This window comes from Roseovarius sp. E0-M6, assembly GCF_037083845.1.
Taxonomy (GTDB): Bacteria; Pseudomonadota; Alphaproteobacteria; order Rhodobacterales; family Rhodobacteraceae; genus Roseovarius.
In genome coordinates, this window is the sequence record NZ_JBAPLA010000004.1 from 53,243 (window position 1) to 66,394 (window position 13,152).

The following is a 13,152-nucleotide window of genomic DNA, read 5'->3' on the forward strand; positions in this document are numbered from 1 at the left end:
AGACTCCATGACGTGAATTCAGCGTCTTCCGAGTTTACCGAACACGGTGTCCAGAAGGGCAGACATTTTCTTGGCACCGCCGCGCAGGGCGGCTTCCACAGTCGCATCTGCATGGGTCACGGTTTGCGGCTGCAGGCCCTCAGGGCGCGCTTCGATGGTGCAAAGGATATCATCAGCGCCACCCTTGGCGGCGTTCACGTCTGCAAGATGGACCTCGACTCGGCTTAGGCGGTTTGTCAGATGGCCCAGAGAAGACGTCACCATATCTTCGGCAATTTCGGCCAAGCGATCATCGCCTTGGATATGTGCGTCGGTGTTGAGTTGAAATTGCATGTCGGCTCTCCCGGATTGAAATTCTTGGCACTGGCGCATCGGCGAAGACGCGCGCCCCATAGATCGCGTGTTCAGTCGATAGAGGAAATAGCTTGCTCAAGCTATCCGAAACGACTGAGAAGAAAGAGCGCCACCTTGTCAGCCCGAGGTTGAAACATTTGTTTCATGATAGGTTGCGGTTTGAGCGGATCGCGACAGGGGTTGATCGCTCTCAGCACGTCGGAGTTTTGCGCGAATCCGGGTGATCCTCCGCGAATGTTCGCTCTTGGCGCCCTCACCGGGAAGGACTAAGTCCGACCCATGAGCAACACAATCCCAAGCGATCCGCGGCCACGTCGTCCGGTCCCACAGACCGGCGCCCCCGGTTTCCTGTGGATCCTCGTGGGCATCATGGCCGCGATCGAACTAATTCTAAGTCTCGCGCCATCCGGCATTTTCGGACTGTCAAGCCTGCGGTGGTTCGTCTTCGCCTACGGCGCGTTCTGGCAGCCGGTACTGGCCGGTGTGGTGCCAGCGGCCTATCCGGGCCAGACCGTCCTGATGTTCATAACGCACGCCTTTCTGCATGGCGGGATGATACACCTTGTCATGAACAGCGTGATCCTTTTGTCTTTGGGCAAGTTCATCGCGGACCATGTGGGCCCGGCCCGGACGTTGCTGGTTCTGTTTCTTGCCGCTGTTGGCGGCGCGGCCTGTTTCGGGCTTGTATCCTCAACCGCCGCGCCGATGATCGGTGCGTCCGGCGCGGTCTTTGGCCTGATCGGGCTTTGGCAGGTCATGGACTACCGGGCAAGACGGCGGGCCGGTTTGCCGTTACAGCCGCTATTGATGGCGATCCTCGGGCTTATCGCCGCCAATGTCATTTTTTTCGTGATCCTCTCGGGTGGCCTTGCATGGCAGGCGCATCTTGGTGGGTGGATCGCCGGCTGGCTTTCGGGGCAAAGCTTCGCACGACGCTGACGAATCCCTGCTTTCAAGGTTCGGGTGTGGCGGTTTTTCGCCGGCACCAAAGCGGCGACAGTCTTTGTGTGACGCCCACGCACATTGCCGGATGCGCTCTGCGCCCCATATGAACTGGTTGGAAAAGCTTCCAATTTGGCAGAAGCTGCGACTGTAGAACAGAGACGGGAGAGGTTTGATGAACATCAAGTATCTTTTCATGATCACGGCGCTTATCGGGTCGCCCGCGCTCGCGGATGAGGTGTCTTATTCGGTCGACGGAGACGCATTGACCGGATACTGGGCCGCCGCGGAAAACCCCCAGGGACTTGTTCTGATTGCACATGACTGGGACGGTTTGACCGACTACGAGCGCAAGCGTGCGGACATGTTGGCCGAGATGGGATACGACGCTTTCGCCCTCGACATGTTCGGCGACGACACGCCGACCGAAACCGTGGATCACCGCCGCGCGGCAACGGGCGCGCTCTATGATGATCGGAAGCGTATGCGTGCGCTTTTGCAGGCTGGTATTGCACAGGCCCAAGAGCGCTCGGACTCGGAGGCGATGATCGTCATGGGATATTGTTTCGGCGGGGCCGTGACGCTTGAGACGGCGCGCAGCGACATGGCCGGACAGGCACGCGGTTATGCCACGTTCCACGGTGGGCTTTCTACGCCCGACGGCCAGTCATGGGATGGGGATGAGCCGCCGCTTCTTGTGCTGCATGGCGGCGCGGACACGTCGATCACGCTTAAGGACGTGGCCGGCTTCGCCTCGGAGCTCGAGCAGGCGGGCAACACCTATACTGTTGAGATCTATTCCAACGCGCCACACGCCTTCACGGTCTTTGGCTCGGAGCGTTACAACGCGCGGGCCGATAGCGAGAGCTGGGAGGCCTTTTTGAGCTTTCTGGCGGACTACAGCGCCGAGTAGCCCCAGCCCCGTCAAAGGCCGGTGGCCCGGATCGGGGGATAGAACAAACGAGGTGCGATGCTGTTTTCGCGACGAACACTTCTAACGGGGGCCGCGGCGGCGTTCGCTCTGCCCGGCTTTGCGTCGACCACCGACGCGGCACCGCTGCGCACGATCCCGTCGACCGGTGCAAAGCTTCCGGCGATCGGGCTTGGCAGTTGGATCACCTTCAATGTCGGCACCGATCCTGTCCTGCTTGAGTCTTGTGCAAAGGTGATCGCGGCCTTCGTGGAGGATGGGGGCGGCATGATCGATTCCTCTCCGATGTATGGCTCTTCACAGGATACGATCGGCTACGGGCTTGAGAAGCTGGGCTATCCCGAAACCGTGTTCGCGACCGACAAGGTGTGGACCAGCACGGCCGATCATGGCCCCGCGCAGATCACCGAAAGCCGCGCGGCATGGGGTGTCGAGGCCTTCGACCTTCTGCAAGTCCATAATCTTGTTTCATGGGAGGCACATCTTGAAACGCTATTCGGGATGAAAGACGATGGTCGGCTTGCTCATGTCGGTCTGACGACATCACATGGGCGCCGTCACAGGCTTCTTGAACGGGTGATGCGCGATTATCCGGTGGACACCGTTCAACTGACCTATAACCTCGCCGACCGGGAGGCAGAGGACCGGCTTTTGCCGTTGGCCCGCGAGAAGGGCATTGCCGTCATCGCGAACCGCCCCTTTCGGCGCGGCGCGCTGCCCCGGGCACTGAAGGGGCGTCCGTTACCGGATGTGGCCCAAGAGCTTGGTGCGGACAACTGGCCACAGCTTTTGCTGAAGTTCATCATTTCGCACCCTGCCCTGCCCGTGGCCATCCCCGCGACCACGAAAGTCGCGCATATGCGCGAGAACAAGGCCGCGGCGACCGGGCCCTTGCCTGATGCGGACATGCGCCGCCGGATCATCGCACATTTCCGAGACCTCTGATGAGTGACATGTTCACCTATGAGCTATCCGACCTGATGCTCTTTTCCGAGCGTGTGTATTGGCGGTTGTTTGACCTGGAAAACACCGCGCTCTGGCCCATGCCGTTGCTCGCCCCGCTGGCGCTGCTGATCGCCCTTGGTCTGCACGCGTGGCGCCCCGAGGCCGGGCTCCGGTCGATCTGTGGGCTCTTGGCCTTGGCGTGGCTGTTGGTGGGGTGGAATTTCATTCTGCAACGCTATGCGCCGGTGAACTGGACGATGACATATGTTGGCCCCGCCTTCATGCTGCAAGCTATCGCGTTTGCCTTTCTTGCGGTGCGGGGACGCGCAATGGGCCGCAACACGAGGCCCGAGCGGATGACAGGCTATGGCGTCATTCTGGCGGCAACACTGGCCTATCCCGGCCTCGCCCTGTGGCAGGGTCGCACGATGGCAAGTGCGGAGATCGTCGGGATCGCGCCGGACCCCACGGCCTTTGCAAGCCTCGGGGTCGCGTTTCTCGTCTCAGGGCGCTGGCACAGGTTGGCGGTGCTTGCGCTCCCGTGTGTCTGGCTTTGCCAAAGCGCGCTAACGCTCTATGCGTTGAATGGCCCGGCGGCCATGGCGCCAGCTCTTGGGCTGGGGGTTGGTTTGGTCGGGTTGATTTTACTTGGCAAACGGCCCGCAAACCCGGAGTAAGCTTTTTCCCATAGATGGGGCAGGCTCTTTTAGCATTGAAGAGGCGCTAAAAGGATACCGCCCCAAGCCGCGACGCGGCCTTCCTTGTGTCGGACGAGGCCGCGTTCCTGACCGGTTTAATCCTTGAGGTCGATGGCGGGGGAACGATTTAGGCGCTTGCTCATGGCGGTTCCGATGGAATGGCTAGGTCCGTTTTCCGGCCCCGGCGGAGCTCAGCAAGAGGTCGGTGACGTTTGACAGGTCAATCCGGCGGCACAATACCACACGAGATGGTCGACCTGACCCTCTTGTGAGGTGCATCCACCACCGAGCGCCCCAATCCGGCCCTGTGACGTCAAAAGCGCGAGCATCGCCGACACCGAAAAGACGAAACCCTCTGCGATCTTGGTTCGGGGGGCATCGGGCAAAAGGGCCATGATCTCGGTCAGGAATATATCGGCTGTGGGATCGAAACATTCGGCAGAGATGGCGCGCCACCGGTCATCCGCCGAGACGAAGGCCACGAGGCGGGCGTAATCGCGCCAGCGCGGCTCTTCTGTTGACAGCTCGAAAAACGGACGCATGAAGGCATCGAGGAGAGGCACAAGCGCGAGGTTGTTTTCGGCACGCAGCCGGTCAAGCGCATCGAGCCGCACGCGCGACAGATGCTCTGCCCGGCGCGCAACCGTTCGATGAAACAATGCGTCCTTGCCGCCGCCGTGATGGTGGATGGTTCCCACCGGCTCCCCGGCCTCGGTGGCGATATCCCGGATGGTCGCCCCATCGAATCCATGCTTTGCAAACACCCGTTCGGCGGCATCGAAAACACGCTTCTTGGTCGCGAGGGCCCGCTTTGATGGTGCTCTTTTTCGTTTTAAATCTTGTTCTTGCACTTCGCTCATGAAAATAGCTTGCCTTATTTTGAACATTTGTTCAAGTTAATCCTTCAAGGGAGCACACAATGAAGCAAACGCGCGATCGGCTTGCCCTTATCGGGGCTGGCCCAATGGGATTGGCAGCGGCGAAATTGCTGCTTGAGCAAGACATCGAATTTCAGGGGTTTGAACTGAACTCCGGGGTGGGCGGCCTTTGGGACATAGATGGCCCGCGCTCGACCATGTACGAAACCGCGCATCTTATCTCGTCCAAAACCATGACCGAGTTTGCCGACTTTCCGATGCACGAGGACGCGGCCGAATACCCGTCGCACCGCGAAATGAAACGGTATTTTCAGGATTTCGCCCGGCATTTCGACATTTCCCGGCATTATCGCTTCGGGGCCGAAGTCCTGTCCTGCACGCCACTTGGCGCCCCCGGCGACGGCTGGCGGGTGATCTGGCGCGATGCCGAGGGCGAGCATAGCGAAGATTTTGCTGGCCTGCTCATCGCCAACGGAACACTCAGCACGCCGAACATGCCGACCTTTGACGGCAAGTTCGACGGCGACCTTATCCATTCATCGCAATATCGCTATCCCGATCAGTTCAAGGACAAGCGCGTCCTCGTTATCGGGGCCGGGAATTCCGGGTGCGACATTGCCGTGGACGCGATCCATCACGGGATATCCTGTGATCTGTCGATGCGGCGCGGGTATCATTTCGTGCCAAAATACGTTTTCGGCAAACCCGCCGACACCCTTGGCGGCGCGATCAAGCTGCCCATGGCCCTGAAGCGAATTGTCGACGGCATGATCCTGAAGTGGTTCGTGGGCGACCCTCAGAAATACGGTTTTCCCAAGCCTGATTACAAACTTTACGAAAGCCATCCGGTGGTGAATTCGCTGGTGCTCTACCATGCGGGCCATGGGGATATCACGATCCGCCCGGACATCGACCGGTTTGACGGGCAGACCGTATACTTCAAGGACGGCACAAGCGCCTACTATGACATGGTTCTTGCCGCCACCGGCTATAAGCTGGATTATCCGTTCATCGGTGACGGGCTGCTCAATTGGCAGGGTGACGCACCGCATCTTTACCTTAACTGCATGCACCCCCAGCGAGATGATCTTTTTGTGCTTGGCATGGTCGAGGCTTCGGGCCTTGGCTGGCAAGGGCGTCATGAACAGGCCGAAATGGTCGTGCGCTATATCAAGGGGCTGCGCGAGGGCGCGCCTGCCGCAACGGCGCTCCAACAGACCAAATCACAAGACTTTTCCCGCGCGACGGGCGGCATGAATTATATCGACCTGCCACGCATGGCCTATTACGTGGACAAGGCGACCTACCGGAAGGCCGTGCGCCGATGGATTGGCAAGCTCACAGGCCGCGCGGCATGATTGACGACGCCGTTCTCCAATTCTCTCCCACCTCGCTCTTGCTGCTCAACGGGATCCTCGCGGTGGTCATGTTCTCGATCGCGATTGACCTGAAGCCACGGGATTTCAAGGTTCTGGCGAAGGCACCCAAGCCCCTTGTCGTCGGGCTTTTGTCACAATTCGTGGTTTTGCCGGCGCTGACGTTCCTGCTTGTTCTCGTGGTTCAGCCGCAGGCGTCGGTCGCACTCGGGCTGATACTGGTGGCGGCCTGTCCCGGCGGCAACATCTCAAACTTCATCACCTACAGGGCGGGCGGAAACGCCGCGCTTTCGGTTTCGATGACAGCTTTCGCGACTGTCGGGGCGATCCTGTTGACACCGGTCAATATCGCTTTCTGGGGAAGCCTTTATGCCCCATCCGCCGAAATCTTGCGCGCGACGGCCATCGATCCGGTCGGCATCGCGATCACGGTCGGGCTGATGCTGATCCTGCCGCTGGTGCTGGGCGTGGCGCTGAATGTCAAACGCCCGGACGTGGCCGCCCGGCTGCATGGACCGCTGCAATGGCTTTCCTTGGTGATCTTCGTGGGCTTTGTCGGGCTTGCCCTTGCTGCGAACTGGGCACAGTTCCTGAGCTTTGCAGGCATCATCGCGGGGCTGGTGATTGCGCATAACGCGCTTGCCCTTGGCGGGGGGTTTGCCACGGCAAGTCTGGCCCGGCTGTCGCCTTTTGACCGGCGGGCCGTCACCATTGAAACCGGAATCCAGAATTCCGGTCTAGGGCTGGTTCTTATCTTCGGCTTTTTCGGCGGGCTTGGGGGTATGGCGGTCGTGGCGGCGTTCTGGGGTATCTGGCACGCGGTCTCGGGTCTGGCGCTGGCATATATGATGTCCCGCACGGAGGCCGCGCGATGAGCCGCGTTCTGATCACGGGCGGCGCGGGAACGATCGGCCGCGCCTTGGCCGAGGCGCTGCCGCCGGGCGACGTGCTCGCCACTGATCTGGCGCGTGGCAACCTGCCCGATCATGTCAGGTTCCGCCGGCTCGACGTGACCGGAGACGATGCCCATGCGGTCATAGCCGACGCGCGCCCCGAGGTTGTCGTGCATCTGGCGTCGATCGTGACACCGCCGCCGGGCATGACCCGTGAAAAAGCGCATGCCGTCGACGTCACGGGCACGCGCAACGTTCTTGCCGCCTGTTTGGCCCATGGCGTGAAGCGACTGGTGGTCACCAGTTCGGGCGCCGCATACGGCTATCACGCAGACAACCCGATCCCCCTGACCGAGGATGACGCCTGTCGGGGCAACCCCGAATTCGCCTATGCCGATCACAAGCGGCAGGTCGAAGAATTACTGGCCGAAGCCCGCAGCAAACATCCCGAGCTTGAACAGGTCGTGCTTCGCATCGGCACTGTGCTTGGCGCGGGTGTCGACAATCAGATCACCGCACTTTTTCAGCGCAAGCGCCTTCTTGCAATAAAAGGCAGCGACAGTCCGTTCGTCTTCATCTGGACCCGCGATCTTGCCCGGATCGTGACGCGGGCGGCGACCGATGGCCCCGCGGGTATCTACAACGTGGCAGGCGATGGCTGGCTCTCGGTCGAGGCTTTGGCCGCAAAGTTGAACAAACCGGTCCTGCGCCTGCCTGCCGGGCTGTTGAAGGCGGCTCTTGCGATCGGCCGGCCCCTTGGTCTCACGCAATACGGTCCCGAGCAGGTGCGATTTCTGCAATATAGGCCGGTCCTTGCCAATGACCGGCTAAAGCACGTCTTCGGATACACACCCGAGCTTTCTTCAGCCGAGGTGTTCGACCTCTGGCAACGCGAGGCGGGTCAGTGAAGACGGCGGTCATCTCTGGCGGGAATGGCGGGCTGGGCCGTGCGCTCGCCAAGGTGCTTGAGGCGAAAGGCTGGCATTGTGTCCTGATGGATATCGACATTGCGGGCCTTGAAGCCTCGGACAGCCGGTCCCCGGTAAAAGTGGACCTGACCGATGGCCACGCGCTCAATGAGGCGGCAACGCGCATCATCGCCGCACGCCCCTCGATCGACATGGTCATCTATAATGCCGGCGTGACGCAGATCGGCGCATTTGCCGACTCTGACACGGCCAGCCATCGGCGTGTGTTCGAGATCAACTATTTCGCAGCGGTCGAAATGGCGCGGGCTTTCCTTCGACCGATCCGCGAAAGTGGCGGCACGCATCTCGCCATTTCGTCGGTTGCCGGGTTTGCACCGCTGCATAACCGCACCGTCTATGCCGCATCGAAACACGCCTTGCAGGGCTTTTTCTCATCGCTGCGATCCGAAGAAGCCCCTTACGGTGTCCGTTGTGTGATCGTCGCCCCAAGCTTCGTTGCCACGAATATCGGCAATGCGGGTCGCTCTGAAGATGGCGTCGTGCGACCGGGATCTGCGCCGGATGGGGTGGACTACATGCCACCCGAAATCGCGGCCGAAATGATTATCCGGGGGGCTGAGCGAAACCGGGAATTCATACCCGTGGGCCGCGTGGCCCGGCTTTCGTCATGGCTCTTGCGGGCGTCGCCCAAACTTTTCCAACGCGCCATGCGCCGCAACATCAGCGGGGACAGCCAGGGCGGCTCGTGAAACGGGTCGCCCCGTATGCCCCCGCCTTCAAGGGGGACAGGGGGACAGAATGAAGGGATTGGCAGGCAAGGAAAACTTGGTCCCGCTATCCCGTATTGCGCCGCAGTTCGGCGTCTGCCCACAGCTTGGGCATCGAGACGGTCTCTGCTTTGCCTTGATCCTGGCCTTCGCTCTCGCCTGCGCCCCGCGGCAATCATCAGCGGCAGGCGCGCGATACGCTCGCCCGCCGGTCCGCGGATCGTCACAGCCACCAAGGTCGGTGTTCTGGCCGTCATTCCATCACCGTCACCTTCTGCAACAAAGGTTTTGCTCACCACCTCCTCGTTGGGCTCGAGCAGAACCAGCGTTTCGACAATCCCCTTGAAGACGTTCTGCTCAATCGAGCCGCCAAATGCATAAAGGCCTACGTCATCGGCTGCGAACACGCCTTCGACCGCTTGCACACTCGCGCCCGATGCAAGGATAAGTTTCGCGTCATCCGCAGCTTTTGCAAATCCGAACTCGATCGCCCCGCCGGCGAAAATCCCAGGCCTGCCGCCTGCCGCCATCACCGCGTGCCTGTTCAATGTCCAGCGTGGCGATGCGGGTTTCAAGACCGAACCGCGCCACCTCTGACGAGGATCAGCTTATCCGCGCCAAAGCCATTGTCTGCGATCAACAAGCTCATCGCGCCCAACGGCAACTGCGCGGGTTGGGTTGGAAAAATATCGTCACGATTGAAATTCACCGCGACCCGGCCGATAAAGGGTCACCCCCATAACCCCACGCAATGGAGACCGCACCGTTTTGAGGCGGGCAGGACATGAGCGCATTTTTTGAAGAACTCGACTACTGCCCAACGCCGATTGGCGCGCTCAGCCTGCGCCGACGCCGCGATCTGCGGCTTGGTGTGGATGTGTGGGAAATAATGCTGGGGCAGGATTTCCTTATGACCAGCCATTTCACGGCCTCCGAAGTTGCCCTGGGTCGCTTGGGGGTCGCGGCATGCAGGGGCGACACTCTTGAAATCGTGGTGGGCGGTCTTGGTCTTGGCTACACGGCCGAGGCTGTTTTGTCCGAGCCAAGGGTCGCGGACCTTCAGGTGGTCGAATATCTTGCCCCGGTTATCGAGTGGCACGAAAGCGGCATCCTGCCAATGGGAACGCGACTGGCTGACAATGCGGGTTGCCGATTGGTCGAGGGCGACTTCTTCGCCATGGCCGCGGGCGACGGGTTTGATCATGAGAAACCGGGTCGTCAATTTGACGCGATCCTTGCCGATATCGACCATGCCCCTGATCACCTGCTGGATGAGCGCAGCGACAGTTTCTACCAACCCGACGGATTGCGCGCTCTCAAACGCCACCTGAAACCCGGTGGTGTCTTTGGATTATGGTCGGACAAGGTGACCGATCAACGCTTTCTCGATCGTCTTGCCTCTGCCTTTCCCGAGGCTTGGGCGGAACCTGTGACCTTCGACAATCCACTGACGGGCAACCCGTTCACTCAAACAGTTTATCTGGCACGGGCCGAGGGTGGATGACGCGCATAGACCAGATGGCGCCAGCCCCGCCTTGTCCGCTATCGCATCAGAACGACAGGAACCTTGCAGCTTCGAACCATTTCGGTCGTGGTTGAGCCGATAACAAGGCTTCAGATGCGGCTATGGCCATAGGCCCCCATCACGACCATGCCAAAGCCCTCCTCCTCGACAAGCGCGCCGAGTTCGGTCTCAGGTTGGCCGGAAATGACACGCGTATCCGCCTCAATGCCAGCCGCCTTGAGCAACGCCTTGGCATCTGCCAGTCCCTTCTTGATCTCTTTGGTTTCGCTGCCGACTGTGACGACCGTAACTTTGAGATCCGCAAAAAGCGGGCTTTGCGCGATATGATCCACCGCCTTCATCGACGAGCTGCCGCCGTCATAAGCGACCAGCACCGACTGAATGGGATGAAACGCGCGCGATGCGACAAAGACCGGCCGATGGGCTGCGCGCACGATACGCTCGAGGTTCGAGCCAAGATGTCCCTTGGCGAAATCCGCAGCTTCGCCGCGCTTGCCGATCAGGATGACACGGGCGTCCTCTTCAATCTCGGAAATCGCCTCGACGATATCACCGTGGCGCAAGCGTGTGGTGATTTCTGTCACGCCATCCTGATCGACGATGGCGCGCGCGTCCTCAAGGACAGCTCGGCCGCGATGACTCACCAGTTTGGCGCGTTGCGCGTCCAAATCGGCGAGCTCTTCAAGAAGCTTGGTGCGCGCGCCCAGTCGGATCGCGCCTGACAAGTCCGTGTCGGCCGAGTTTTCGCGCCGGCCAAGGACATGGATCAACTCTACCGGGGCTTCGGTTCTCTTGGCGATCCATGCCGCGTGATGACACACGCTTTCCGAATAGATCGACCCATCCACCAACGCGATAATTTTCTTTGTCATGATTTTCACCTCCCTCAGTGATCCATCAACGTGTCCATCGCGCCGGGCTTGTCATGGATGGCAAGCCGGTCGACAAGGGTCTCGGTCGCTTCGTTCATACCGACGACCTCAACCTCGGCCCCGTCGCGGCGGAACTTGAGGATCGCCATGTCCAATGCCTGCACCGAGCTGATATCCCAGATATGCGCGCGGCTCACGTCGATCACCACCTGCTCTGCGGCCTCCTTGAAGTCGAAGGCGTTCATGAAGTCCTCGACCGATCCATAGAAAAGCTGTCCTTCAACGTGATAAGTGCGCACACGCCCATCATCACTGATCTCGGAGCGAACACTAAAGAGTTGCGCGATTTTGCCCGCAAAGAAGATCCCCGAAAGCAGCACCCCCACAAGCACCCCGATCGCAAGGTTATGGGTGTAGACGACTGTCACGACCGTGGCGATCATCACGATGGATGAGGATCTGGGATGCACCGTAAGCGCCTTGATCGAAGACCATGAAAAGGTACCGATCGAGACCATGATCATGATCGCCACAAGAGCTGCCATAGGGATGATGCTGACCAGATCGCCCAGAACCACCACCATGAACAGCAGGCAAACACCTGCCGCAAAGCACGACAGCCGCCCGCGTCCGCCGGATTTCACGTTGATGATTGACTGTCCGATCATGGCACAGCCCGCCATGCCACCGATGAATCCCGTCGCGGTGTTGGCCACACCCTGACCGATGCACTCTTGATTGCGGTTCGATTTCGTGTCGGTCAGATCATCAACGATATTCTGCGTCATCAGGCTTTCCAGAAGACCCACGACAGCCACCGCCACCGAATAAGGCAGGATGATCATCAAGGTCTCGAAGGTAAGCGGGATCTGCGGAATGAGAAAAACCGGAAGCGTGTCGGGCAGCTCACCCATGTCGCCCACCGTGCGCACGTCAAGACCAAGCGCAAAGGCCAGCGCGGTGAGCAAGACAATGGTGACAAGCGGCGAAGGGATCGCTTTTGTCAGGCGTGGAAACAGATAGATGATCGCAAGGCCGGCTGCGACCAGAACATAGGTAACCCAAGTAACGTGGCGTGGATCGAGCTCGGGCAGTTGCGCCATGAAGATCAGAATGGCGAGAGCATTCACGAACCCTGTCATGACGGATTTCGACACGTAACGCATGATGAAGCCCAGCTTCAAAATCCCGGCTGCGATCTGCAACAGACCCGCGAGAACTGTTGCCGCCAAAAGGTATTGCAAGCCGTGGTCCTTCACGAGCGTGATCATCAGAACAGCGGTGGCCGCGGTCGCAGCCGAAATCATGCCGGGTCTGCCTCCGGTGATCGCGACGATCACGGCGATCGAGAAGCTGGCATAAAGGCCGACCTTCGGGTCGACACCGGCAATGATCGAAAAGGCGATCGCCTCGGGAATGAGCGCCAGCGCCACCACCAGACCGGCCAGCAGATCGCCGCGAATATTTCCCAGCCACTGGCTGCGATAAGCGTCGAGTGAAATCATGTTACAGGTATCCGATACCGGCAAGGCCTTGAGGGCAAAGCCGGAGTGCACGCGCACAATTGTCTGTCGTTGTCCGGCGGATCGGCGGCCGGAAGAGCCACCCGGTATATGTTCCGGGTCCAGGTTCGCTGCGCCGCCGCATAGAGAGTTATCGAGAGAAGAGCACCCGGATAATCTGCGCCTCGGTGAAACGGCTATGTCTCATTCACCGGCTCGGACAAGGTTGGGCAGCCTCCACATTTCATCAAAGCGATTTCGCGAGCAGCAACAGGCGCCTGTCACGCGGCAGCCTCAATGCGAGCCGCAGTTCCGTCATGCCGGAACCCCAGCGGCACGGGGGTCGCGGACAGGATTTCGGTTGCAACTATGCCGAAGCACCCGATCGGAAACACCCACGGCGAACAAGCTTCAACTCGATGCCGGGAGCCTACATGGCGCGCGCCGTATGGAAAGCAGGAAAAAACTTAGTGCAGGAAATTGGTGGATGGATCGGGTAATGGCGGAGGGAATGAGTCCGGCGACGCCAGATATCAACAA

At 60.1% G+C, this 13,152-nt stretch carries 12 protein-coding genes, 1 pseudogene and 1 other annotated feature; of the genes and pseudogenes, 9 read left to right on the forward strand and 4 right to left on the reverse strand.

All coding sequences use genetic code 11. The features are described 5' to 3' along the window. Positions 1-18 precede the first annotated feature (18 nt). Positions 19-333: an HPF/RaiA family ribosome-associated protein gene (locus V8359_RS11835; RefSeq protein WP_336429114.1), complete on the reverse strand. Its 315-nt coding sequence runs from the start codon at positions 331-333 to the stop codon at positions 19-21. Between the two features lie 300 nt (positions 334-633). On the opposite strand from V8359_RS11835, the gene V8359_RS11840 reads away from it, so the two are divergent. From V8359_RS11840 to V8359_RS11855, 4 genes are all read left to right on the forward strand, one after another. Further along, complete coding sequence (locus V8359_RS11840; protein WP_336429115.1) at positions 634-1,293, forward strand: rhomboid family intramembrane serine protease; 660 nt, start codon at positions 634-636, stop codon at positions 1,291-1,293. A gap of 178 nt (positions 1,294-1,471) precedes the next feature. Next, complete coding sequence (locus tag V8359_RS11845) at positions 1,472-2,209, forward strand: dienelactone hydrolase family protein (protein WP_336429116.1); 738 nt, start codon at positions 1,472-1,474, stop codon at positions 2,207-2,209. Between the two features lie 57 nt (positions 2,210-2,266). Continuing rightward, the gene (locus V8359_RS11850) at positions 2,267-3,172 is read left to right on the forward strand and encodes an aldo/keto reductase (RefSeq protein WP_336429117.1); all 906 of its coding nucleotides are present in this window, start codon (positions 2,267-2,269) and stop codon (positions 3,170-3,172) included. Beyond that, on the forward strand, positions 3,172-3,849 hold the full coding sequence (locus V8359_RS11855) for a DUF6064 family protein (protein WP_336429118.1): 678 nt from the start codon (positions 3,172-3,174) through the stop codon (positions 3,847-3,849). The genes V8359_RS11850 and V8359_RS11855 overlap by 1 nt, the downstream gene beginning before the upstream one ends. 212 nt (positions 3,850-4,061) lie before the next feature. Here V8359_RS11855 and V8359_RS11860 read toward each other — a convergent pair whose 3' ends face one another. Continuing rightward, positions 4,062-4,730, reverse strand: a complete 669-nt coding sequence (locus V8359_RS11860) for a TetR/AcrR family transcriptional regulator (RefSeq protein WP_336429119.1) — start codon at positions 4,728-4,730, stop codon at positions 4,062-4,064. A gap of 59 nt (positions 4,731-4,789) precedes the next feature. Here V8359_RS11860 and V8359_RS11865 point away from each other — a divergent pair, with 59 nt between their 5' ends. The 5 genes from V8359_RS11865 to V8359_RS11885 all read left to right on the forward strand — a co-directional run bounded on the left by V8359_RS11865 (position 4,790) and on the right by V8359_RS11885 (position 10,217). Further along, the gene (locus tag V8359_RS11865; protein WP_336429120.1) at positions 4,790-6,106 is read left to right on the forward strand and encodes a flavin-containing monooxygenase; all 1,317 of its coding nucleotides are present in this window, start codon (positions 4,790-4,792) and stop codon (positions 6,104-6,106) included. Continuing rightward, positions 6,103-6,999 carry a bile acid:sodium symporter family protein gene (locus tag V8359_RS11870; RefSeq protein ID WP_336429121.1) on the forward strand — a complete coding sequence of 299 codons (897 nt, stop codon included), beginning with the start codon at positions 6,103-6,105 and terminating at the stop codon, positions 6,997-6,999. The genes V8359_RS11865 and V8359_RS11870 overlap by 4 nt, the downstream gene beginning before the upstream one ends. After that, complete coding sequence (locus tag V8359_RS11875) at positions 6,996-7,925, forward strand: SDR family oxidoreductase (protein WP_336429122.1); 930 nt, start codon at positions 6,996-6,998, stop codon at positions 7,923-7,925. Before V8359_RS11870 ends, V8359_RS11875 begins: the two co-directional genes overlap by 4 nt. Beyond that, the gene (locus tag V8359_RS11880; RefSeq protein ID WP_336429123.1) at positions 7,922-8,695 is read left to right on the forward strand and encodes an SDR family NAD(P)-dependent oxidoreductase; all 774 of its coding nucleotides are present in this window, start codon (positions 7,922-7,924) and stop codon (positions 8,693-8,695) included. The genes V8359_RS11875 and V8359_RS11880 overlap by 4 nt, the downstream gene beginning before the upstream one ends. 802 nt (positions 8,696-9,497) lie before the next feature. After that, the gene (locus V8359_RS11885) at positions 9,498-10,217 is read left to right on the forward strand and encodes a hypothetical protein (protein ID WP_336429124.1); all 720 of its coding nucleotides are present in this window, start codon (positions 9,498-9,500) and stop codon (positions 10,215-10,217) included. Positions 10,218-10,255: 38 nt separating this feature from the next. Here V8359_RS11885 and V8359_RS11890 read toward each other — a convergent pair. Both V8359_RS11890 and V8359_RS11895 read right to left on the reverse strand, forming a co-directional pair. Then, positions 10,256-11,110, reverse strand: a pseudogene (locus V8359_RS11890) (universal stress protein). Positions 11,111-11,124: 14 nt separating this feature from the next. Continuing rightward, entirely contained in the window at positions 11,125-12,615 is a 1,491-nt protein-coding gene (locus V8359_RS11895) for a SulP family inorganic anion transporter (protein ID WP_336429126.1), read from the reverse strand. 67 nt (positions 12,616-12,682) lie between these two features. After that, positions 12,683-12,739, reverse strand: a sequence feature (sul1 is cis-regulatory element that is thought to sense ions involved in sulfur or methionine metabolism; They are found in Alphaproteobacteria). Between the last annotated feature and the right edge of the window lie 413 nt (positions 12,740-13,152).